The following is a 23,913-nucleotide window of genomic DNA, read 5'->3' on the forward strand; positions in this document are numbered from 1 at the left end:
GGCGCGGCCGTACGAGGGGAGAAGGCGGGCCCGCCGGTCAGCGGGTGGCGTGTTCGCCCGCCAGGCCGCCCAGGGCGAGGGCGCGGGCCACGGCGGGCGCGTCCGGCTCGTCGCCGTCCGGGTCCCGCACGCGCGCGAGGAACGCGTCCACGTCGTCGAGCCGGCCGGTCTCCGCCTGGGCGAGGAACGCGTCGGCGTCCGGCCCGTCGGCCACCGCCGCGACGCGCTCCGCCAGCAGCTCCACCGCCTCCGCGCGGACGGCCAGGGCGCTCATCCCGCAGTCCAGGCCGTCGTCGTCGAGGGTGTCCGGGTAGGGAGCGCGGGCCCAGGCCCCGTTCTCGTACCAGTAGACGCAGCCGAGCTCGTACCCGGACAACCGGTCGCGCAGCTCGTCCCACGGCAGCCACGCCGGGCCGCCCGCGAGCATGTCGACGGGCGGCTTGTGCCACTTGACCGCGCTCGACTCGTCCTCGCCGTACAGCACGTAACGGCCGTCGCCCCTGCGGGACATCACCCACCAGGTGCAGCCGCCGTCGTCCCAGTGGAGCCCGTCCTCGTCGATCCAGCGGCCCGTGCGGTGCGCGGAGGCCCGGCGTTCGGCCGCGGTGGTGGCCCCGGCGGCGGCGATCAGGGCCCAGCGGCCCCAGAGCCGCTCGGCGGGCGGAAGGTCCTGCGGGAGTCCCGGACGGTTGATCGTCATGGCGATCACAGTACGGGCGCGGCCACCCTTCCCCGTACGAGGGGGCCCGCCCCGGCGCCCACCCCGTCCCCGTACGGGGGCCCCGGCGCCCACCCGTCTCCGCTGTCCCGACGCCCCGGACTCGTCACGGATGTCCCGGCGCCCGAGAGCCCGACACGACGCGGCCGCCCCTCCCCACCCCCTCCGAACCGGGCGTCCGGCGGCCCGGTGACTGCCCGTTCGACGTGCGTTCACCCGGCGACCGGGCCGATGCCGACCGCCGTTCGGCATCGGCCAGGACGCTCGTCTCGCTCCACCCCACTCCTCCTCTCCCCCCGGGACGGACACCGTGCTCGAAGTACGCGCTCGCCAAGGGCGTCGTCGCCTCGCCCTCCTCCGCCGCGCCACGCTCCGCCTGGTCGCGGCCGGTTCCACGACGGCCGCCGCCCTGGTGCTCGGGCCCGCGGCCCAGGCGGCCCCGGCGGACGACGTCCGCATCAACGAAGTGGTGACGACGGGCAGCGTCGGCGACTCGATCGAGCTGTTCAACAAGGGCGCGGCCGCCGTCGACATCTCCGGCTGGGTTCTCAAGGACGACAACAACAGCTCGAAGTTCACCGTGCCGTCCGGGACGACGCTCGGCGCCGGTGCCGCCCGGGCCTTCGACGTCTCCGCGTCGTTCGGTCTCGGCTCCGGGGACAAGGCCCGCCTCTACCTGCCCGGCGGCAGCACGCTGGTCGACAGCTTCACCTGGACCAGCCACTCCGCCCCGTCCTGGTCCCGGTGCCCCGACGGCACCGGCTCCTTCGGCCCGGCGGCCCTGACGCTGGGCGCGCCCAACTCCTGCGGCGGCGGCACGGCACCGGAGGCCTGGCCCGGCGGCGGCTCCGTGGCCACGGCCGACGGTTCCGACGTCTTCGGCTCGGACCTCAGCGGCCTGTACCAGGAGGGCTCGGCGATGTGGGGCGCCCAGAACTCCGGCAAGCTCTGGCGGTTGGTGCGCGACGGCTCCGGCGGCTGGCGGCCGGACACCGCGAACGGATGGACCTCCGGCAAGACCCTCCGCTTCCCCGGCGGCACCGGGAGCCCCGACAGCGAGGCCGTGACCCTGACGTCAGCGGGCGCGGCGGGCGGTGCCTACGTGGCGAGCGAGCGCAACGGCGACGCCTCCGGCACCAGCCGCCTGTCCGTCCTCCGCTACGACGTCACCACGGGCACCGGCACCACCCTGACCGCCACGAAGGAGTGGAACCTGACCGCCGGCCTGCCGGCGGTCGGCTCCAACGCCGGCTTCGAGGCCATCACCTGGATCCCGGACGCCACGCTCACCGCCGCGGGATTCAAGGACGAGTCGACCGGCGCGGCCTACGCCCCCGGCCGCTTCGGCGCGCACACCGGCGGCGTCTTCTTCGTCGGCGTGGAGGGCACCGGATCGGTCCACGGCTACGTACTGGAGGACGGCGGTGCCGCCACCCGGGTCGCCACGATCAGCAGCGGCATGTCCGGTGTCATGGAGCTCCAGTGGGAGCCGCAGGCCGGGCGCCTCTGGGCGGTCTGCGACGACACCTGCTCCGGCCGGCACCGCACGATGAAGATCGGCACCGACGGCACCTTCGCCCCGGCCGCCCTCTACAACCGTCCGACGGGCATGGCCAACCTGAACAACGAGGGCTTCACGCTCGCCGCCGCCGACGAGTGCTCCGGCGGCACCAAGCCCGTGTACTGGGCGGACGACAGCAACACCGGCGGCCACGCGATCCGCAGGGGCACCGTCACCTGCTGACACCGCCGACGGCGACATCACGGGACCGAGGGGCGCCCGACCCGGCACAGGCCGAGGTCGCGCGCCCCTCGAACACGTCGGACCGGGGAGAGGGCCCGGACCACACACATCCCCGCACCGTGGGCCCCGACCGGACGCCCGTACCGCACCCCCGACCCGTACGCGCCCTCCGCGGATGCGCTGGTGCGGTGACGCGGCACGGGCGTGTCGGGCGCGTCGGCCGGGCCCCGGGGTTCCCGCGCGAAGGATGGTCGCGGCCGCGGCACCGGTCACGGCCGGACGACGACCGTCCTAGCGAAAGGGACGTGCTGTGACCAGCAGACACAGGCGGCACCGGGGCATCGGTGCCGCGGGAGCGGCGGTGGCCCTCATCTGGGGATGCGCCACCGCCGGGTACGCGCTGCCCTCCGACGCGGCACCCGACGCCTTCGAACGGGCGGCGGAGCGCGCGGCGGAGGAGTTCGGCGTACCGAAGGACGTGCTTCTCGGCGTCAGCTACGAGTCGTCCTGGTGGGAGGCCAACGACGGCCGCCCGAGCACCAAGGGCGGCTACGGACCGATGCACCTGACGGACACGACGTCCGGGGGAAGGTACGCCCACCGCCCGGGCGAAGGACCCGTGGACGCCACCGGCACCGACGATCCGTCCGAGCACACCCTCCAGGCGGCCGCCGCGCTGATCGGCGTCGCGCCCCGCGTCCTCCAGCGGGACGAGGCGCAGAACCTCCGGGGCGGCGCGGCACTGCTCGCCTCGTACCAGCGGCAGATCACCCGCGCGGCGCCGATCGACCCGGGCGGCTGGTACGGGGCCGTGGCGCACTACAGCCAGGCCGCCGACACCGCCACGGCCGGACGCTTCGCCGACGGCGTGTTCGATGCGATCCGCGCCGGCCGGCAGCGGGTGCGCAAGGACGGCCAGAGCGTGTCGTTGCCGGGCGCGCCGTCGGTCCGTCCGGCGCGCTCGCAGCTCGCGTCGCTGGGGCTGCGGGCGTCGGCCGGGGCGGCGGTGCCGGAGTGCCCCGCCGAGCTGCGCTGCCGGTTCGCCCCCGCCGCCGCCTCGAACTACCAGGTGTCCTCGCGGAACTCGAACGGCATGGCGGTCGACTTCATCGTCATCCACGACCTCGAAGGGTCCTACGACGGGGGAGTCAGCTGGTTCAAGGACCCCGCCAGCGGGGTCTCGGCGCACTACGTGCTGAAGGCCGACGGCAGTGAGGCGACGCAGATGGTCGCCACCAAGGACATCGCCTTCCACGGCGGGAACTACTGGATGAACCTGCACGGCATCGGCATCGAGATGGAGGGATACGCCGCCGAGGGGCCCACCTGGTTCACCCCGGCCCAGTACAAGGCGACCGCCGCGCTGGTGCGCTACCTGGCCCGGCGCTTCGACGTCCCGCTGGACCGCAAGCACATCATCGGGCACGACAACATCCTTCCGCCGAGGCCGTCGCGGGCTCCGGACGCCCACTGGGATCCGGGCCCCTACTGGGACTGGGAGAAGTTCATGGGCCTCCTCGGACCCGTGAAGTCCCAGGAGCGGACGGGAGAGGAAGGGCGGACGGGCGGGAGCGTGAAGGTCGGACAGGCCGTCATGATCGCCCCGACGTACGCCAAGAACCCGCAGCCGGTGACGGTGTGCGGCTCGACGTGCCGGACCCGGACCCAGCCGTCGAACCTCCTCTACGTCCGCTCGGCGCCGCGCGGTGACGCCCCGCTCGTCTCCGACCTCGCCCTCCGCCCGGACGGTTCGGCGGGAACCGACCAGATCGACGACTGGGGATCCAGCGTGGTGTGGGGGCAGGAGTTCGTGGTCGCGGACGTCAGCGGGGACTGGACGGCCCTGTGGTTCGGCGGGAAGAAGGGCTGGATCCACAATCCGGCCGGCGTGAACACCCGCCCCGTCCCGGACGCGCGGATCGTCCGTCCCGCGAGCGGCACGAAGGCGGTCTCCGTCTACACCACGGCCTACCCTCGCGCCGACGAGTACCCGCAGGGACTGCCCGCTTCGGACCAGACGCGATTCAGCATGTACGCGTTCCCGCAGGGACAGGCGTACGTGGCCGCCCGCACACCGGTGGCGGCCGACGACTTCTTCCCCGCCACGCCCACGCGCCGGGAGACCACGGTCACCGGTGACCAGAAGTACGAGGTGATCCAGTACAACCGGCGCCTGGCGACGGTGAACACCGCGGAGACGGCCCGCTAGTCGCTTCCGCCGGCCCTCCTGGGCCGGCGGAAGGAGCGGGGGCGGCGCACAGAACCTGATCCACTTCCACATTTGCCTATAGGTCGTAGGCAGGTCTATGGTTGTCGTAGGAACAGTGGAAGTGGGTGAAGGCGATGGTGCGCGCGGGACTGACCCCGGAGCGTCTGACGCTCGCCGGTGCGGACCTCGCGGACGAGGCCGGGTTCGAGCAGGTGACCCTGTCCGCGCTCGCCCGGCGCTTCGACGTGAAACCGGCGAGCCTGTACGCGCATGTGAAGAGCTCCCACGAGCTCAAGACCCGGATCGCGCTGTTCGCGCTGGAGGAACTCGCCGACCGGGTCTCGGAAGCGGTCGCCGGGCGCGCGGGCAAGGACGCCCTGACGGCCTTCGCGAACGCGTACCGGGACTACGCCCGGGCCCACCCCGGCCGGTACGACGCGACCCGGTACCGGCTCGACCCGCAGACGGCCCTGGCCGGCGCCGGTGTCCGGCACACCCGGATGACCCGGGCGATCCTGCGAGGCTACGACCTGCCGGAGCCGGACGAGACGCACGCGGTCCGCATGCTGGGCAGCGTCTTCCACGGCTACGCCTCCCTGGAGGCGGCCGGCGCCTTCGACCACACGGACATCGGCACGCAGCAGTCCTGGGCCTGGACCCTGGACCGTCTCGACGCCGCCCTCCGCGCCCGACCCGCCCCCTGACCGGGCCGCGACACCCGCCGCCCGCGCACCGCCCGGCGGTCGGCACACCGGCACCGGCAGTCCGCACACCAGCAAAAGGCCCCCTCATGAGTACAGGCCGGCAGTTGATCACCACCCCCGTCACCGCGGACTTCCTGCGCGGACACCTCGACGTGGAGGAGACGGCCCACGGGCTTCTTCCGCACCGGCTGCCCGCGCGGGCGCGCCGCCAGATACCCGACGACCGGCTGGCCGTCGCGGAGGCCCAGCCCTCCGGCGTCCGGCTGGCCTTCCGCACCGGCGCCACCACCGTCCACCTGGACGCCCTGCCGACCAAGCGCGTCCACGCGGGCTTCCCGCCCCCGCCGGACGGCGTCTACGACCTCCTGGTCGACGGCCGGCTCGCCGCCCAGGCCACCGTGACCGGCGGCAACCTGCGCACCGTCACCGACCTGCGGACCCAGGAATCGGAGTTCACTCCGGGCCCCGCCGGCACCGCCCGCTTCCCCGAACTCCCGCCCGGCGAGAAGGACATCGAGATCTGGCTCCCGCACGCGGAGATCACCGAGGTCATCGCCCTGCGCACGGACGCCCCCGTGACCCCGCCGCCCCCGACCGGGCGCCGGGTGTGGCTGCACCACGGCAGTTCCATCAGCCACGGGTCCAACGCGGTCTCGCCCAGCACCACCTGGCCCGCGCTCGCCGCGTCCGCGGGCGGCGTGGAACTGATCAACCTCGGCTTCGGCGGCAGCGCGCTGGCCGACCCGTTCACCGCCCGCGCGATGCGTGACACCCCCGCGGACCTCATCAGCGTCAAGCTCGGCATCAACATCGTCAACACCGACGCCATGCGCCTGCGGGCCTTCGCCCCCGCGGTCCACGGCTTCCTGGACACCATCCGCGAGGGCCACCCCACGACGCCCCTGCTCCTGATCTCCCCGATCCTGTGTCCGACCCACGAGAACACGCCCGGACCGCTCATGCCGGACCTCAGCGACGGAGCCCTGAAGTTCAAGGCCACCGGGGATCCGGCCGAGACGGCTGAGGGGCGGCTGACCCTCACGATCATTCGCGACGTCATGGCCGGTATCGTCGCGCAGCGGTCCGCGGAGGATCCCCACCTCCACCACCTCGACGGACGGGACCTGTTCGGCGAGCGCGACCACGACCGGTTCCCCCTGCCGGACGCGATCCACCCCAGCCCCGAGGGCCACCGGCGCATCGCGGAGAACTTCGCCGAACGGGTCTTCGCGCCCACCGCCCCCTTCGCGGCGACGGCGGGCTGACCGGACCTCCCGCGCCCGCCCCGGTCACTCCGGGGCCTAAGCGGGGGCCTCGGCACGCAGGTCGAGCGTCCAGTTCTGGCCGACGAGATCGTGGCCGAAGCTGTGGTGCCGTTCCTCGTCGGTGAGGCGGAAGCCGAAACCCTGGTAGATCCCGCGCGCCGCCGTCAGCACGTCGTTGGTCCACAGCGTCACCTCCTCGTAGCCCGCCGCGCGGGCGAAGGCCAGACACTCCTCGACCAGCCGGGACCCGAGGCGCAGGCCCCTGCCCTCCGGGGTGACGAGCAGGATCCGCAGCTTCGCCACCCGCGGCCGATCGCCCGCGACGAGGAAGACGCAGCCCACCCGGCGGCCGTCGACCTCGGCGATCCAGCCCGCCTCACGGGCGGGATCGTGCCCGGAACCGTAGTCGGCGACGATCCTGGCGACCAAGGCCTCGAAGTCCGTGTTCCAGCCGAACTGCCGGTCGTACGTCTCTCCGTGGGCCATCACCACCCACCCCAGGTCCCCGGGCCGGTCCGCACGGCGCAGGACGGCTCGCTTCCGATCGTGCTGTGACATGAGCTGCTCTCCTGGACCCGTGATCGTGCACCCTGCACTGAAACAGTCGTTTCAGTTAAGCTAGCCGCATGTCTCCGGAAGCGCCAACCCCCTCCGCCCGGCGGAACGAGCTGCTCGAAGCGGCCTACCGGTACGCGCTCGCCCACGGTCTCGCCGACCTGTCGCTGCGCCCCCTGGCCGAGGCCATCGGCTCCAGCCCACGGGTGCTCCTCTTCCTCTTCGAGAGCAAGGACGGCCTGCTGCGGGCCCTGCTGGCGCGCGCCCGCGCCGACGAACTGGCGCTCCTGGGGCGGACCGGGGACCCCGACCGTCCCGCCGGACTCGCGGCGGCCGTCGCCCAGGTCTGGACGTGGCTCGCCGCCGAGGAGCACCGGCCGCTGCTGCGGCTCTGGGCCGAGGCGTACACGCGCTCCCTCACCCAGCCCGACGGCCCCTGGGCCGGGTTCGCCCGTGCGACGGTCGAGGACTGGCTCGGCCTGCTGGCCGCCTCCCAGCCGCCGGCCGAACGCGCCGGCGCGTCCGGCCTCACCCGCCGCACCCTCGCCCTCGCCGTACTCCGGGGAGCCCTGCTCGACCTCCTCGCCACGGACGACGAGGAACGGCTCACGGCGGCCGTCGAGCACCACCTCACCCTGCTCAGCACCGACGACGCGCAGGGCTCACCGCCGGGCCCGGCGTGACCGGCCGGACGCAACGAACCCCACGGGTGACCGGCCGGCTACGGGCACACGGGTCAGGGGCGTTCAGTCCCACGCGTTGAAGAGGACTCCGCCGACCGTCGTGATGCCGTAGTCACGGATGTGACGCCACTCGGACTTCGAGAGCGTCGACGTGTCGACCGCCGACAGAGGTGTGTCGAGCCGCTCACGGGTCAGCACCGTGAGACCCGCAGAGGCGAACGCGGACGCCCACGGGGGAGGGGGGAGGAACTCCCGCGCGTACCAGTTCCGGCGTTCCTCGGCGAAGGCGATCCAGGGGAGATGCGCGTGATACAGCACCACGCTCTCGCCCGTGCGGCCGACCACCGACGCCGTGTGGAAGGTCCGGGGGTACTCCTGGTCCTCGATCTCGCCCACCCGGCCCTCGACGGCCCGGGCGGCGGCGTACAGGGCGGTACGGAAGGGCCGCGGGTCGCTGACAGGGAGCGGGCCGTCCCCGTCGCGGAGGAAACCCGTCGCACCCCGCGGCAGTGCGATTCCCGCGCCCGCCTCATCGATCATGTGACCCATTCTGCCCCCCGGCGCGGGACCGGGAGGCGGTGACGACGGCACGGGGCACCGCGGGAGCGGAGAGCCCCGTCGGCGGCACCGCGTCAGGACGCCGGTACGGGTCCCCCCGGACGGAACCTCTCGACCCCGACGATGTGCCGCACCTTGACCGGGCGCACGATCACGGCGACCCGCTGTTCCCCCGGCATCATCCACTCGTACCGTTCGGAGCCCAGGTACTTGCGCGCCAGGAGGTCCATCCGGTCGCGCGCCTCCTGCCCCTCGACGAACCGGGCCACCACACCGCTGATCTGCACCCGGTCGAAGGGGTCGGCGGCGTCCGCGTGGGAGAGGTAGACACGGGGATCGTTGCGGAGGTTCTCCTCCTTCACCCGGCCCACCGACGTGTTGAACATCAGCTCCCCGTCCCCCTCCAGGTCCACCCACATCGGACTGACCTGCGGTGCGCCGTCGGCGGACACGGTGCCGACGTACCAGATGAGGGGGGCGAGGAGTCGTGCGCGGACGGCCGCGTCCCAAGGTGCGCTCATGGCGCGAGACTACCCACCACGACGGCCGGTCCCTCCTGCGGACGTCGCCCCGTCAGCGACTCCGGCCGCCCGCGCCCCTCCGTTCAGACCACCCCGCTCTCCTCCGTCGCCCGGACCGACGACGGCACCTGCGCCCGCAGGCGCTCCGCCGGATAGAACTGGCGGGCCCAGTGCCGGAACGGGCCGATCGGACCGTCACCCCGTGCCAGCCGGGGCGGCGACTGGTAGCGCTTGGTCGCCCACACCGGGAAGTCCTGGGCGACGAACTCGCAGTTCCCGCGGAACATCAGCCCGCCCAGCAGACGCGCCGCCGAGCGGCTCACCCAGCGGGCCGCGGGCGCCGGCAGCGCGCCCGGCTCGGCGATGTCGAGCCGACTCGCCTGGCGGAGCTGGAAGACGCTGGGCCGGATCATCGTGGCCGCGTACATCGCGCAGGTGCGCACCCCGAACCTCGGAAGTGCGGTGCACACGTGGACGCGGCTGATGCCGCAGCCCTCCAGCGTCACCTCCAGCGGGCTCTCGCCCAGCAGGGGCACGCGTTCCCGGGAGCGGACCGACACCCGGAAGCTCCGCCCCTCGAACACGGCGGGTTCCGCGACCTCGGAATCGCCCCAGCCGTGCAGGGGGGTGAAATGGCCGAGATCCACCGCGTTCTCGACGACGTCCTGGCTGTGGCCGGCCATCTCCCAGGCGGCGAGGCGCGGTGGCCGCGTGCCCAGGGTGTGCCAGGCCGGGAGCTCCCAGTCCGGTGCCCGCCCGTCGTGGTGCCGCCACACGAAGACGGCGTCGTCGATCTCGCGCACCGGCAGCGGGGTCAGGCCGGAGGAAGGAGGCGGCGGCGTCCCGTACCCCGTCCGCACGCAGGCGCCGTCGGGGCCGAACGCGAAGCGGTGGAAGGGGCAGATCAGATCGTCGCCCTCCACCGAGCCGAGCCCGAGATGGGCCCCGAGGTGCGGGCAGTACGGCCGGACCGCCCGGACCGCGCCGTCGCGGAGCCGGTAGAGCACCACGTCCTCGCCCTGGAGCGGCCGGGTCAGCACCCTGCCCGGCACGAGTTCCGAGGAGAACGCCACCGCGAACCACCCGTCGGGGTACGGCAGGACCGGTTCGTGCGCGTCGGCCGGGCTCGGGCCCTCGGTGAGGGGCCGGGTGTGCGCGCGGTTCACAGCTCGACCAGCACCTTGCCGAAGGACCCGGCCCGGTCGGTGTACAGGCTGCGGTAGGCGGCCGGGACGCTGTCGAAGCCCTGGTGCACGGTCTGCTGGTACCGCACCTCCCCGCTCCGGACCAGCGGGCCGAGGTCCGCGTGCAGGGCGGCCCAGTTCTCGTCGGTGAACCACTCCAGCGCGAAGATCCCGCGGATCGTGGTGCGGGGGAACATGATGTACGGCAGCAGCCGAGGTCCTGACCACTCGCCGCCGACCTGGCTCGCCCACTGCCAGCAGACCGCGACCTGGCTGTCCACGTTGAGCATGGAGAACGCGGTGTCGGTGAGGGCGCCGCCGAGGTTGTCGAAGTACTTGTCGATCCCGCTCGGGGCCGCCTTGGCCAGGTCCTCGCGCAGCTGGGCGCAGTCCCCGCCGTGCTGGAAGGGGACCACCGCGTCGAAGCCCAGCGCGGTCAGCCGTGCCGCCTTCTCCGGCGAACCGGTGGTGCCGACCACCCGCGCCCCCGCCCGCTTGGCCAACTGGCCGACGAGCGTCCCGATCGCGCCGGACGCGCCGCTGATCAGCAGCGTGTCGCCGGGCCGGAGGGTCAGGAATCGGTTGAGGGTGCCCCAGGCGGTCATGCCGGCACCGCCCAGGATGCCGAGCGCGGTGGACAGCGGCAGCGCGTCGTCGTAGTGGGCCGGGTCCAGACGGCGGTAGGCCGGGAAGACCATCGGGAAGGTGCCCGTCTGCCACAGGGCGGGCGCACCGGTGCTGACCAGGTGCGTGCGCCAGCCCCCGAAGCCCTGGACGAGGTCGCCGACCCCGAACCTGGCACGCGGCCCGGCGGCCAGCACCTCCATGATCGAGTCGGCGCCCATGTGGTCGCCGACCGGAGTGTCCAGGGCGATGCCCTGGAGGTACGGGTCGACGGACACGTACCGGGTGCGCAGGAGCATCTCGTCCTCCGCCAGAGCGGTGTCGAGTTCCTCCACCACCTTCACGTACATCCGGTCCACGTCCGGGACGCCGTCGCCGTGCTCGCTGACGATCCACTTCTCGGTCTTCAAGGGGTTGCTCCTGCCGGGTCGATGATCTGGACGGGGAGGGGGGCGCTGTGGTCGACGGAGGCCGTGAAGGGCCGGCCGTCGTCACGGCAGACGAAGTGCATGACGTGCCGTCCGGACGCGGCGGCCCTGATGAGGCCGCCGGTGGTGGCCCAGACTCCGGAGAGGTAGAAGTCGGCGAGCCCGGGCAGGCCCGGCCCGTGCCGCTTGACCTCCTCCTCGACGGTCTCGCCGCTCGCCACGAACGGCTGCCAGCCGAGCACCGTGCCGTCGTAGTTGCCCGTGTAACGGACCTGGGTGAGCGGCGTCGAGACGTCCCGGACCGCGATCGCGTCCCGCAGTCCCGGGTGCCGCCGGTCGAGGAAGTCGGTGATCGCGTCCCGCACCTGCCGCTTGGCCCGCTGGTACTCGCGCCCCCGGCCGACCGGCAGCGTGTGCAGCTCCTCGCCGCGCCGCAGCCGCGTGGTCTGCTCGGGGCCGGTGCTCAGCTCCCGCCAGGGCGCGATGTCGCAGAAGTACGTGGCGTACACGACCGAGGTGCCCGGCGGCGACAGCTCCGGGTAGTGGCGGCTGCGGAACTGGACGTTGACGCTCGGGTGCCGGATCCCGATGAGCCGGGCCGCGAGGTCCTCGTCCAGCAGGTGCGTCGTGCAGGGCTCGCCGTCCGGGAAGGGACGGCGCAGGCCGAGGAAGACGGTGAAGTAGCCCGGGAAGACCATGCCCGGCTCGGCGATGGTCCGGGTGTAGAGCTCCCGGTAGGCGTCGGTGAGGTAGCGGCCCTTCAGCAGCTCCAGCAGCGTGGTGCGGCCGTCGCAGGCGGAGACCACGATGTCGGCCCTGAGCTCCGTCCCGTCGCTGAGCCGGACCCCCGCCGCCCGGTCCTCCTCGACCAGGATCTCCACCACCTTGGCGTTGTACGACACCTCCCCGCCGAGCCCGAGGTAGCGCTGCTCGACCGAGCGCGCCAGACCGAGCGAGCCGCCCTCGGGCACACCCGCCGACAGGCCGGCATGCGCGGCGAGCTGGAAGTAGAACGGCAGCACCGGGAAGTTGGGGTGCTTCTCGTACAGGATGAAGTTGAACGCCTCGCGCAGCAGCGGGTCCTGGAACCGCTGGGAGTAGTCCCGCATCAGCACGGTGAGGGAGCGCCGGATCACGTTGACGTAGGGAATGAAGGACGCCAGCATCCTCCAGCGCTCCCTCCGGCCCATCAGTCCGACCGGGGTGAGGAAGGGATAGCGGGCCAGGGCCCGGCGGAAGGTGCGCAGTCCCGCGCAGAAGTCCCGGATCGGCCGGGCGTCCCCCGGCGAGAGGCCGAGCAGATGGGCTTCCAGACGGTCGGGGTCGGAGTAGAAGTGGACGGCCCGTCCGTCCCGGCCGCGCACCGTGTTGAAGACGTCGAAGTTCCGCATCCGCTTGCCCTGGAGGGCGCCGAGCTCCAGCCAGATCTGGTGCATCTCGTTGCCGGGGCCGCTGCCGAGCAGCCAGCTGACGCAGCAGTCCAGGGTGAAGTCGCCCCGGTCCCACGCAGTGCACGAACCACCGGGGATCTCGTGCATCTCCAGCACCCGGCTGCGATAGCCGTTCATCTGGGCGTAGCAGCCGGTGGACAGGCCGCCGAGACCCCCGCCCACGATCAGCATGGTCCTTCTCGTCATTCGGCCACCGTCGCCTTCCGGGCGGTACGTCGCGGTTCGAGTTGCGGCAGCCGTCCGAGCTTCCCGGGGTGCCAGGGTTCGGTTCCCTCGCTCGGCCAGGCCCGGAACTCCAGGCCGAGCTCCGCGCACAGGTACTGGACGGCGTACCGGCCGCTGGTCGCGGCCCGGATCAGGCCGCCCATGCCGGTCCACTGCCCGGCCATGGAGAAGCCGTCCAGGCCCGGCAGCCGCATCCGGTCCCGGTTGACCAGCGCCGTCGACACGTCGTCGGCCTCGGAGAACGCCTTCCAGGCCAGGATGCTCCCGTAGGTGTTGCCGGTGTACCGCTCGGTGGTGGCCGGGGTGGCCACGTCGACGAGCTCGATCCGCTCGTCGATGCCCGGGTGCCGCTCGGCGAGGAAACGGCGCACGAAGTCGGCGACCTGCCGTTTCCTGGCCCGGTACGCCCGCCGGTCGGCGGCGCGCAGCTCCTGCCAGGACCGGTGGTCGGTGAAGTAGGTGCAGTGCAGCACCGACTTCCCCTCCGGCGCGAAGCCGGTCGTGTAGCCCGAGCGCTGCTGGACGACCAGGCTGTGCTGGAGACAGCCCGGCAGCGCGGCGCCCCGCTCCGCGCCGAGGAGGTACGTGGTGCTGTGCGGCTCTCCGGCGGGCAGCGGTCCGTCCAGGCCGACGAACGCGGAGACCACCGCCGGGTAGAGGTTGTCCGGGGTGTCCAGCAGCTCCTTGTACAGCCGGTCGGTGCGCGGGCTGGTCCACCGTCCGTCCAGCAGCTTGTCCAGGACCGTCGGCCCGTCGCATGCGGCGATCACATGGTCGGCGAAGTGCTCCTGTCCGTCGCGGAGCCGCACGCCGACGGCCCGCCCGTCCTCGACGAGGACGCGTTCCACCCGGGAGCGGTAGCCGACGTGCCCGCCGAGGCCCCGATACCGTTCCTCGACCGAGCGGGCCAGCCCGAGCGAACCTCCCTCCGGGAAGCCGGCGTTGCCGTTGGACGCGCAGGCCATGGTGAACAGGTAGGGGAGCAGCGGGAAGCCGGTCAGCTCCTGGAGGAACATGTTCGGGAAGGCCGCGCGCAGCAGCGGGTCCTGGAAGCGGTCCGCGAAGCGGCGCATCGGGGTGGCCGCGGTCCGCCAGTACAGCAGGAACGCGGGCAGGATGCCGAGGAGCGTCCCGGCCTTCTCCGCCGCGGACTTCAGGGGCGGCGGCTTCAGTTCCCAGCGCGGGTCGAGGGCGGCGTAGCGGCGGAGGTCGCGGCAGAAGGCCCGGATCAGCCGGGCGTCGCCGGGCGAGATCTCCAGCAGGTGGCGCTGGAGACGTTCGGGGTCGTTGTAGAAGGTCACCGACCGGCCCTGCTCGTCCACCACCCGGTTGAACTGGTCGAAGACGGTGATCCGTTTGCCGTCCAGCGCGCCGAGCTCGCGCCAGACGTCGTTCGCCCCGGTGCCGGCGGCGGTGCCGATGAGCCAGTCGATGCAGTAGTCGAAGAGGTAGCCCTGCCGGGCCCAGGCGGTGCAGCAGCCGCCGGGCAGCACGTGCTTCTCGAAGACACGGCTCTCCAGACCGCTCATCTGCGCGTAGCAGCCCGCGGCCAGACCCGACATGCCCGCCCCGATGACGATGACCCGGGGCCGTCCCCCGGCGGGCCGGGGGCCCCACAGGGGACCGGTGTCACGCGCCGCCATGCGGGGCACCTCCCGCCAGCAGGGTGCGGGCCAGCTCGGCGTTGCGGTCCAGGAACACGCCGTCGAGCATCTCCGCGTGCGGCCCGTGCCCCTGGTGCAGCGTGCAGCCTCCCGAGGACGCGCCGTGCCAGCTGCCGGGCTCGCCGGCGGCGAACCGGCGGAGCTTGTCCTGGTCCGAGACCACCACGATCGGGGCGCGCAGCACGCCCACGGCCGGATGGGCGCCGCAGTGCGCGAGGTACTCCCGGGCCTGCTCGACGGTCTCCCGGGCCACGATCTCGGATCCGGTGTGCCGGCGCAGGTGTCCGGCCAGCTCCTCCTCGAACCCGGCCAGCTGCTCCTCGCCGAGGGTGACCGCCTCCGTGATCCGGTACGAGTCCATGATGACCACCGTGCTCACCGCACGGCCCCGCCGCTCCAGCTCCTCGGCGATCTCGAAGGCCAGGTTCCCGCCGAGCGAGTAGCCGAACAGTGTGTACGGCCCGTCCGGGTGCAGCTCCTCGGCGAGATCCGCGTAGCGCGCCGCCTTGTCCGTACCGGAGAGGTAGTTGAACGCGGCGAAGCGGTACTCGGGCAGCCGGGCCGCGAGCTGCCGGTAGACCAGGCCGTGGCCGCCGGCCGGTGGCAGGCAGAGGACGGTGCTGCCCGGGTCCGCGCCGGGGTTGAACCACAGGTACGGCTCGGCGCCGGGGAGCCGTCCGGTGACGACGTCCTCCAGGCTGCGGGCCATGCCGTGCAGGGTGCTCGTCCGGAACAGTCGGCCGACCGGGACGGCGGCGTTGAACTCGGTCCGCAGGTGGTGGATCAGTTCGATCAGCTTGATCGAACTGCCGCCCGCCTCGAAGAAGTCGTCCCGGAGCCCGGGCCGGTCGAGACCGAGCAGGGCCTGCCAGTGCGCGGCCATCCGCTGCTCGTACAGCGTCACCGGAGGCTCGTACGGGCCGGGCCCGGCCTCGGCGCGGGGTTCCGGCAGGGCGGCGACGTCGACCTTGCCGTTCGTGGTGAGCGGCAGGGCGTCCAGCGCGGTGAAGTGCGCGGGGATCAGATAGGTGGGCAGCTGCTCGGCGAGGTGCCGGCGCAGCTCCCGGGCGTCGAGCCCGGCGCCCTCGGCGGGCACGCAGTAGGCGCACAGCTGGTTCTCCCCGGCGTCGTCCCGCCGGACCGTGACGCACACCTCGGCGAGCTCGGGCCGGGCGGCGAGCCGGGCCTCGATCTCCCCGGTCTCGATCCGGTGGCCGCGCACCTTGACCTGGCCGTCGGCCCGGCCGAGGAGGTGCAGCACGCCGTCCGCGTCCCAGTGGCCGAGGTCGCCCGTGCGGTACAGCCGGACGGGTGCGCGGCCCGGCGTCAGGGTGACGAACCGCTCGGCCGTCCGCTCCGGGTCCCCCAGGTAACCGGTGGCGACGCCCGCACCGCCGATCCACAGCTCGCCCGCGACACCCGGGGGCACGGGCTCGCCGTGCCGGTCGAGGACGTACAGCGCGCTGTTCGGCAGCGGCCGGCCGATCGGCACCATCCGGCCGGGCTCCAGATGCCCGGTCGGGCCCTCGAAGCAGGCGCTGTCGATGGTGGCCTCGGTGAGGCCGTACGAGTTCACCACCCGGGTGGCCGGTCCGCACAGGGCCACCAGCCGCTGGTGCTCGCCGGCCTTCCACGCGTCCGAGCCGACGATCACCAGCCGCATGAAGTCCAGGCCCAGGCCCTCCCGCTCGCAGTACGCCAGCAGGCCGCGCGCCACGGACGGGACGAACTCGCCGCAGTCCACGCCCTCGGACCGCATCGTCCGGTAGAGCCGCGCGGTGTCGAGGAGCAGGTCCCGGCCGACCATGACCAGGGTGCCGCCGGAGCACAGGGCCCGGACCACGTCCCCGGTGAAGACGTCGAAGGAGACGCCCGCCATCTGCAGGTGGACCCGGACCTCGTGGTCCAGCCGGTACTCCGCCTGCCAGGCCACGAACACCGAGGCGAGGTTGCGGTGGCTGACCCGGACCGCCTTGGGACGGCCGGTGGAGCCGGACGTGTGGATCACGTACGCGGCCTGGTCGAGGCCCACGGCGGGCTCCGGCCGGGCGTCGGGCCCCGGCCGGTCCAGCTCGTCGAGCGTCAACGGCCTGCCGGGCAGCCGGGACACGTCGTCCCGGTGCCCGTCGGTGAGGACGAGCCCGGCACCGGCATCGGTCATCAGACCCGCCAGCCGCTCGGCCGGATGGCCCGGGTCCAGCGGCAGATACGCGCCACCGGCCCGCAGGACCGCGAGCAGGGCGATCACCAGCTCGGGGGACTTGTCCATGCACAGCGCGACCACGGTGCCGTCGCCGACGCCGAGTGCGCGCAGCGAGGCCGCCACGCGCCGGGAGTGGTGCTCCAGCTCCCGGTAGCCGAGCCGCGGCCCGCCGGGCACCGAGACGGCCACCGCCTCCGGGTACTGCGCGGCGATCTTCCCGATCAGCTCGTGCACCGGGACGTCGTGGTCGATCCTCCGGGTCTCGCCGGAGAACTCGGTGAGGATCCGCTCCCGCTCCCCGGCGTCCAGCATCGGCAGCCGGTCGGCGGGATGCCCCGCGGGTGCGCGGGTGAGCCCGTCCAGGAGGGTGCGGTAGTGCCCGGCCATCCGCCGGACCGTCTCCGCGTCGAACAGGTCGGTGTTGTACTTGAGCACGCAGTGGAAACGCCCGTCGGAACGGTCCTCGTACGCGGAGAGCGTGACGTCGAACTGCCCCTCCTCCTCGGGGAGCTCGATGTACTCCAGCTCGTATCCGATCCGCTCCGTGGCCACCTTGTGGGTGAGCAGGATGAACATCGCCTGGAACACCGCCGAGCGGCTCGGGTCGTGCGGGAGGCCCAACTGCTCGACCAGCAGCACGAACGGGTACTCCTGGTGGTCGAGACCGCCGAGGACGGTGTCCCGGACCCGCCCCAGCAGCTCGGACACGGTCGGCTCGCCGCCCAGGTCCACGTACAGCGGCAGCGGATTGACGAAGTAGCCGTAGACGGAGGCGAACTCCTCCTCGGTGCGGCCGGTGACGGGACTGCCGACCACGATCTCGTCCTGGCCCGACCACCGGTGCAGCAGCAGGTAGTACGCGGTCAGCAGCACCGTGTACACCGTCACGTTGTGCTCCCGGGACAGGGCGTGCACCCGGGCACTGAGCTCCTCGTCCAGCGGGAAGAACTCGGAGGCGCCGTTGTCGGTCTGCACCGGCGGGCGCGGCCGGTCGGTGGGCAGGTCGAGCGCCGGGACCTCGTCCGGCAGATGACCGCGCCAGTACTCCAGCATGCGCCGCGCGTCGGGCCCGGCCAGGAAGCGGTTCTGCCGGTTGAGGAAGTCGAGGTAGCGGGCCGCCACGGGGGCGAGCTCCACCGGCCGGCCGGTGCGCAGACCGTGATAGACCTCGAACAGCTCCTCGATGAAGGTGAAGGTGGAGATCGCGTCCGAGACGATGTGGTGCACGGCCTTCATGACGACCCAGCGGTCCGGCGCCCGCCGGAACAGCCGCAGCCGCACCAGGGGATCGCGCTCCAGGTCGTACGGCCTGCGGTACTCCCCGACGAGCAGCGCGCGGATCTCCTCCCAGGACCGGCCCTCGACGTCGAACAGCGCGGTGTCGGCGCGGACGTCGCTCCGGATGCGCTGCACGGGCCGGCCGGCCTCGGTGGTGATGCCGGCGCGGAGGCTGGGGTGCCGCCCGACGAGGGTGCGGAACGCCTCGAACAGCAGCTCCGGGTCCAGCGCGGCCCGGACCTCCACCGCGCCCCCGATGTTGTACGCGAAGCCGTCCGGGTTGAGCTGCCGGAGGAACCACAGGGCCTGCTGGTTGTGGGTCAGGGGGTGGCAGTGCGCGTCGGTGAACAGCTCGACCTCGGTCTCCTCGGCCGGGGCGTCGGCCGACACCAGATCGCCCAGCCCCTCGTGCAGCCGGTCGGTCAGCTCATGGACCGGGCCGTTGCTGAGGAGGGCCACCACCGGCAGCGAGACGCCGAGTTCGGTGTGCACCCGGGCCCGCAGCTCCATCGCGAGCAGCGAGTCGAGCCCGAGCGAGCCGAGCCGGCTGTCCGCGTCGACGAGACCCGGCTCCACCCGGAGCACCCCCGCGGCCAGCGCGGAGAAGTGCCCGGACACCAGCCGCGCGCGCTCCACGGCGTCGGCACGGCGGTAGGCGTCGAGGAACCCGTCCCCCTGTCCTGCCGGAGCGGTCCGGGCGGCGGCGGCCGCCAGGGCGGAGACCAGCCGGGGCGGCCGGGAGTACCAGGAGAGGAACACCGGCCAGTCCACCACCGTGGCGACGAGCAGCTGGGGCAGGTCCTGCCCGATCACCCGCTCCAGGACCGCCATTCCCGTCTCGGGGGCGAGCGAGCTCATCCCCCGGGCGTCCCGGTAGTGGGCCACCAGACCGAGCTCCTCGATCATGCCGGTGGCCCAGGGCCCCCAGTCGAGGCTGAGCGCGGGCAGGCCCTGCGCGCGCCGGCGGTGGGCGAGCGCGTCCAGGAAGGCGTTGCCCGCCGCGTAGTTGACCTGCCCGGCCGTGGTCAGCAGCGAGGCGACCGAGGCGAACAGGACGAAGTGCTCCACCGGCTCCTCGCGCAGCAGCCGGTGCAGGAGGTACCCGCCGTACACCTTCGGCCCGTATCCGGCGTCGAACGCGGCCCGGTCCAGCGACGGCAGCAGGACGTCCCGTACCTGCCCGGCGAGGTGGAACACCCCCCGCACCGGAGGCAGCCCGCTCTCCCGCCGCTCGGTCAGCCAGCGTTCCATGGCGTCCCCGTCGGTCACGTCGACCGCCGCGACGAGCACCTCGGCACCCAGGGCTTCGAGCTCGCGCAGGAAGCCGACCCGCTGCCCGGCGGGGCCCTGCGGATCGAGCCCGTGCCACGCTTCGCGCGGGGGCAGTGCGGTCCGGCCGAGCAGCACCAGGCGCCGGGCCCCCCGCCGTACGAGGGTGCGGCAGAGCAGCCGCCCGAGCGCCCCGAACCCGCCGGTGACCAGGTAGCAGCCGTCCGGGCGCAGCCGCAGCGGCAGCGGGCGGGTGAGACCGGCGGGCGGGCGCAGGCGGCTGACGAGGAGACCGCCGTCCCGCAGGGCGATCTCGTCCTCGCCGTCGTCGGCCTCCAGCTCGCGCAGCAGGGCCTCGGCCTCCGCCGCCGTCCCGGCCGGGTCGGTCACGCCCGGCCGCCCGGCCGGATCGAGGTCGATCAGCTTTCCGGCCTGGGCGGTGAGCTCCTGCTGCCGCAGGACCCGTCCGATGCCCCACGCGGGGGCGCCGAACGGTTCCACCGGATCGCCCGGCCGGACGGCGTGGACGCCCCGGGTGACGATGTGCAGCCGTCCGTCCGGCCGGGCCCCGGGCAGCACCTGCGCGAGGGGGACCAGGGAGAAGGCGCCGATGGTGCCGATATCGCCGAGGTCCTCGGGGGCGGCGGCGTCCATCGCGGGCAGGTCGAGGTTCCACAGATGGACCACGGTCCGCACGGACGCGTCGAGGTCCGCGAAGAGGCGTCGCAGGTCGTCGGCCGAGTCGGGCCGGACCGTCGTGCACCGCGCGCCCCGCCGGTAGCGGAGTCCGGGACGCACCAGCCGGCACCGACCGCCGCGGTCCCGGACCAGATCGGCCAGCCGGTCGGCCAGTCCGCCGGCGTCGGCGAAGATCAGCAGGTCGCCACCCCCGCTGCCCGCCTCCGCGTCGGGGGCCCCGGCGTCCGAGGCCGCGGCGGACGGCTCAGCCTCGGACCGGTCCGGCGCGGGCTCCTCCCGTACGGCTTCCTCCCAGGCGACCTCGGCCAGCCAGCCGTCGACGGTGCTCAGCCCGACCGAGGAGGCCACACGGTCCACCGCCGCCGCACGGAAGCCGGTGACCCGGCCCAGCGGCGTCCCGTCCTCGGCGTAGAGGGCGAGATCGCCGACCAGCTCCTCGTCGTTCTGCTCGGAGACGGTGGCGTGCGCCCACAGCGCCCGGTCCCCGACCGGATCCAGCCGAAGCTCCTCGATCCCGACGGGCAGGCGGATCCCACCGGACCGGCCGCCACCGGGCGACAGGGCGGTCAGCATGGTCTGGAAGCAGGCGTCCAGCAGCACCGGATGCGCGTGACAGTCCGCCGCGTCCGCGCCGATCGCCGGGGTGGGACGGATCAGGGCCAGCGCCTCGCCGGGGCCGCACCACACCTCGTCGATGGCCTGGAAGGCGGGGCCGTACTGGTACCCGAGCGCCGCCAGCTCCTCGTAGCACGCGGCCCGGTCGATACGGCGCTCACTGCGGGCCCGGACGGACACGGCGTCCAGCGGGCCCGTCACCCGGCACGGCTGGCCCGACCGTACGACGCCGCGCGCGTGGACCGTGCGCTCCGGGACGCCGTCACCGGCCCCGGCGGCGAGGGAGGCGATGGTGAATCCGGCCTCCTCCGGCGCGAAGGCGAGCTGGACGGTGGCGGAAGCCCCCTCGGGCAGGAACAGGGCGCGGGAGAACTCCACGTCGGCCAGGGCGGCGAGACCGCCCCCGGTCATCGCCCGCACGGCCTGCGCGGCCATCTCCAGGTATCCGGCGGCGGGGAAGACCGCGCTCCCCTCGATCCGGTGGTCGGACAGGTACGCCAGCCGCTCGGTGTCCAGCCTGCTCTCCCAGGTGGGCTGGAGCGAGGACGTGCGGCGGCCGAGCAGGGGGTGGTCGAGCCGCCCGAGGCGGATCTGCTCCACCGGGCGCGGCTCGACCCAGTACCGGTCCCGCTGCCACGGGTAGCCGGGCAGCGGCACCGGCCTGCCCTCGGGCTGGATCACGCTCCAGTCCACCTCGACGCCCAGCGTGTGGAGTGAGGCCAACGAGAGGGCGAACCGCTCGGGCTCGTCCTCCCGGCGGCGGATCGTGGGCAGCGCCACCCCGTCCGCGCCTCGGCTCTCCAGACACTCCCGGATCGCGTGCCCGAGCACGGGGTGCGGGCCGACCTCCAGGAACACGCTGTGTCCGTCGTCGACGAGCCGGTCGACCGCCGCACGGAACCGGACCGGCCGCCGGACGTTCTCCCACCAGTAGTCGGCGTCGAGTTCGGGCCCGCGCGCCCGCCCGTCCCGGGCCGTCAGGTACAGCGGGAGCCGCGCCGCACCCGGCTCGATCCCGGCCAGCGCCTCGTGCAGCTCGTCCCGGATCGGGTCCATCCGCACGCTGTGGTACGGCACCTCGACGTCGAGGAGCCGGGTGAACACCTGCTCCCGGCCCAAGCGGTCGGCGAGCGCGCGCAGCGTGTCCGCGGCCCCGGAGAGCGTCACCGAGGCCGGACCGTTCACGGCGGCCACCGACACCAGGTCCTGATAGGGGCGGACGAGCCGCTCGGCCTCCTCCTCGGACAGGTTCGCCGCCAGCATCCCGCCCGTCCCGGCGAGCCGGTGCTGGAGCACACTGCGGGCCAGCACCACCCGGACCGCGTCCTCCAGGCCGTACACCCCGGCCCGGTGGAACGCCGCGATCTCGCCGGTGCTGTGGCCGACCACCGCGTCGGGCCGCACCCCGTAGTGCTCCCAGAGCGCCGCCAGGCCCGTCTGGACCGCGAAGTTGGCGGGCTGCGCGAGCCAGGTCTCGGCCATCCGGGACTCCGCCTCGGGCCTCGCCAGTTCGTCGAGGAGCGACCAGCCGGCCTGCCGGCGGATCTCCCGGTCGCAGCGCTCCACGGCCTCCCGGTAGACCGGTTCGGCGTCGAGCAGTTGACGCCCCATGCCCCACCACTGCGGCCCCATGCCGGTGAACACCCAGACCAGCCGCCGCTGCCCCGCCTCCCGGCCGCGCCCGCGCACCGCTCGCGGATGCGGCTCGCCGCGCTCGCAGGCGGCCAGTGCCTCGTCCAGGGAGGCGCGGGAGGAGTGGACGACGGCCAGCCGCTCCTCGAACGCCTGGCGGCGGTGGGCGAGCGTGTGCCCGATGTCCGCGAGGGGCACGCCCGCGGCGAGCTCCCGCCGGATGCCGCCCGCCCTTTCGGCGAGGCCCGCGGCATGGCGCGCGCTCAGCGGAAGGACGGACCAGGGCGGCTCGTGCTCCGCGCGGCTCCGGCTCCGTTCGAGCCGCGGCGGTGCCTCTTCCAGGAGGACGTGGGCGTTGGTGCCGCCGAAGCCGAAGGAGTTGACGCCCGCCCGGGCCGGGCCCTCGTGCTCCGGCCAGTCGACCGCGGTGGTCGGGATCTCGAAGGGCAGCGCGTCGAAGTCGATGGCGGGGTTGGGGCGTTCCAGGTGGAGGTGCGGCGGGATGCGGCGGTGCCGCAGGGCGAGCGCCGTCTTGATGAGCCCGGCCACTCCGGCCGCGGACTCCGTGTGCCCGATGTTGGTCTTGACCGAGCCGACGTAGCACCGCGCCCCCGGCGCTCGGCCGAGCGCCAGCACCCGGCCGAGCGCCTCGGCCTCGATCGGATCGCCGACGGGGGTGGAGGTGCCGTGCGCCTCGACGTACTGGAGGCTGCCCGGCACCACCCCGGCCTCGGCGCACACCCGCTCGATCAGCGCGGCCTGGGCGTCCGCGCTGGGCACCGTGATGCCGCTGGTCCGCCCGTCCTGGTTGACGCCGCTGCCGATCACCACGGCGTGGACCGGGTCGCCGTCCCGCAGCGCGTCCGACAGGCGCTTGAGGACGACCACGCCGACGCCCTCGGCCCGCACGTATCCGTCGGCGGAGGCGTCGAAGGCCCGCGAGCGTCCGTCGGGGGAGAGGAAGCCGCCCTTGGTCTCGGCGATCGTGTACTGCGGCGCGAGGTGCAGCAGGGTCCCGCCCGCCAGGGCCAGTTCGCTCTCCCCGCGCAGCAGGCTCTGACAGGCCAGGTGGACGGAGACCAGGGAGGAACTGCACGCCGTGTCGATGGAGACGCTGGGGCCGCGGAGGTCGAGACAGTGCGAGATGCGGTTCGACACCATCGTCATCATCGTGCCGGTGGCGGTGTGCGCGGCGAGCGTCTCGAAGCCGAGGTCGGCGAACTGGAGGATCTTGTAGTCCAGGGTGAAGGCGCCGATGAAGACCCCGACGTCCCGTCCGGCCAGCTCCCCCGGCTTCTGCCCGCCGTCCTCCAGGGCCTCCCAGGACACCTCCAGAAGCTTGCGCTGCTGCGGGTCCATGTGTTCCGCCTCGCGCGGGCTGATGCCGAAGAAGTGGGGGTCGAACTCGTCGAAGCCGTCGATGTACCCGCCCCGGCCACCGATCAGCCGGCCCGGCTTGGCCCGGTCGCGACTGCCGAGCGTGGTGGTGTCGTACCGGTCCGCCGGGGTGGGCACGAGGCAGTCCCGCCCCTCGATCAGGTTCCGCCAGAAGGCCCGGTGGTCGCCCGCGTGTCCGGGGAGGCGGCAGCCGATGCCGATGAGGGCGACCTTGTCCCGGAGGGCGGCGTGGGGAGAGTCGGTCATGGTCCAATCCGGAGGTGACGGCGCCTCGGTACGGGCCGGG

14 protein-coding genes are annotated in these 23,913 nt (G+C 73.5%); 5 read left to right on the forward strand and 9 right to left on the reverse strand.

Annotated elements, in window-relative coordinates; translation table 11 throughout:
- Nucleotides 1-37 precede the first annotated feature (37 nt).
- Nucleotides 38-700 (reverse strand): hypothetical protein, encoded by a 663-nt coding sequence (locus tag ACFYXU_RS22120; RefSeq protein WP_389459364.1) that lies wholly within the window; start codon nucleotides 698-700, stop codon nucleotides 38-40.
- Nucleotides 701-1,028: 328 nt separating this feature from the next.
- Between ACFYXU_RS22120 and ACFYXU_RS22125 the strand changes: the two genes are divergently transcribed.
- The 4 genes from ACFYXU_RS22125 (at nucleotide 1,029) to ACFYXU_RS22140 (ending at nucleotide 6,640) form a co-directional block, all read left to right on the forward strand.
- Complete coding sequence (locus ACFYXU_RS22125) at nucleotides 1,029-2,462, forward strand: lamin tail domain-containing protein (RefSeq protein ID WP_389459366.1); 1,434 nt, start codon at nucleotides 1,029-1,031, stop codon at nucleotides 2,460-2,462.
- Nucleotides 2,463-2,772: 310 nt separating this feature from the next.
- Entirely contained in the window at nucleotides 2,773-4,671 is a 1,899-nt protein-coding gene (locus ACFYXU_RS22130; protein ID WP_389459368.1) for an N-acetylmuramoyl-L-alanine amidase, read from the forward strand.
- Between the two features lie 134 nt (nucleotides 4,672-4,805).
- The gene (locus ACFYXU_RS22135) at nucleotides 4,806-5,375 is read left to right on the forward strand and encodes a TetR/AcrR family transcriptional regulator (RefSeq protein WP_389459670.1); all 570 of its coding nucleotides are present in this window, start codon (nucleotides 4,806-4,808) and stop codon (nucleotides 5,373-5,375) included.
- A gap of 86 nt (nucleotides 5,376-5,461) precedes the next feature.
- Nucleotides 5,462-6,640, forward strand: coding sequence for a GDSL-type esterase/lipase family protein (locus ACFYXU_RS22140; RefSeq protein WP_389459370.1), 1,179 nt, complete (start codon nucleotides 5,462-5,464; stop codon nucleotides 6,638-6,640).
- A gap of 36 nt (nucleotides 6,641-6,676) precedes the next feature.
- Here ACFYXU_RS22140 and ACFYXU_RS22145 read toward each other — a convergent pair whose 3' ends face one another.
- Nucleotides 6,677-7,198: a GNAT family N-acetyltransferase gene (locus ACFYXU_RS22145; protein WP_384567227.1), complete on the reverse strand. Its 522-nt coding sequence runs from the start codon at nucleotides 7,196-7,198 to the stop codon at nucleotides 6,677-6,679.
- A gap of 68 nt (nucleotides 7,199-7,266) precedes the next feature.
- Here ACFYXU_RS22145 and ACFYXU_RS22150 point away from each other — a divergent pair, with 68 nt between their 5' ends.
- Nucleotides 7,267-7,878: a TetR/AcrR family transcriptional regulator gene (locus tag ACFYXU_RS22150; protein ID WP_389459373.1), complete on the forward strand. Its 612-nt coding sequence runs from the start codon at nucleotides 7,267-7,269 to the stop codon at nucleotides 7,876-7,878.
- Between the two features lie 63 nt (nucleotides 7,879-7,941).
- Here ACFYXU_RS22150 and ACFYXU_RS22155 read toward each other — a convergent pair whose 3' ends face one another.
- From ACFYXU_RS22155 to ACFYXU_RS22185, 7 genes are all read right to left on the reverse strand, one after another.
- Nucleotides 7,942-8,418 carry a hypothetical protein gene (locus ACFYXU_RS22155; protein WP_389459375.1) on the reverse strand — a complete coding sequence of 159 codons (477 nt, stop codon included), beginning with the start codon at nucleotides 8,416-8,418 and terminating at the stop codon, nucleotides 7,942-7,944.
- A gap of 92 nt (nucleotides 8,419-8,510) precedes the next feature.
- Nucleotides 8,511-8,957, reverse strand: coding sequence for a TIGR03618 family F420-dependent PPOX class oxidoreductase (locus tag ACFYXU_RS22160; protein ID WP_376513402.1), 447 nt, complete (start codon nucleotides 8,955-8,957; stop codon nucleotides 8,511-8,513).
- 83 nt (nucleotides 8,958-9,040) lie between these two features.
- Complete coding sequence (locus ACFYXU_RS22165; protein WP_389459378.1) at nucleotides 9,041-10,123, reverse strand: Rieske 2Fe-2S domain-containing protein; 1,083 nt, start codon at nucleotides 10,121-10,123, stop codon at nucleotides 9,041-9,043.
- Nucleotides 10,120-11,175: an MDR family NADP-dependent oxidoreductase gene (locus ACFYXU_RS22170; RefSeq protein WP_389459382.1), complete on the reverse strand. Its 1,056-nt coding sequence runs from the start codon at nucleotides 11,173-11,175 to the stop codon at nucleotides 10,120-10,122. Before ACFYXU_RS22170 ends, ACFYXU_RS22165 begins: the two co-directional genes overlap by 4 nt.
- Nucleotides 11,172-12,815, reverse strand: a complete 1,644-nt coding sequence (locus ACFYXU_RS22175) for a phytoene desaturase family protein (protein ID WP_389459672.1) — start codon at nucleotides 12,813-12,815, stop codon at nucleotides 11,172-11,174. The genes ACFYXU_RS22170 and ACFYXU_RS22175 overlap by 4 nt, the downstream gene beginning before the upstream one ends.
- Before the next feature lie 11 nt (nucleotides 12,816-12,826).
- Entirely contained in the window at nucleotides 12,827-14,512 is a 1,686-nt protein-coding gene (locus tag ACFYXU_RS22180; protein ID WP_389406900.1) for a phytoene desaturase family protein, read from the reverse strand.
- Nucleotides 14,499-23,873: an amino acid adenylation domain-containing protein gene (locus tag ACFYXU_RS22185; RefSeq protein ID WP_389459385.1), complete on the reverse strand. Its 9,375-nt coding sequence runs from the start codon at nucleotides 23,871-23,873 to the stop codon at nucleotides 14,499-14,501. Before ACFYXU_RS22185 ends, ACFYXU_RS22180 begins: the two co-directional genes overlap by 14 nt.
- Nucleotides 23,874-23,913: the final 40 nt, after the last annotated feature.

The sequence above is a fragment of the Streptomyces sp. NPDC002232 genome, assembly GCF_042890295.1.
GTDB lineage: Bacteria > Actinomycetota > Actinomycetes > Streptomycetales > Streptomycetaceae > Streptomyces.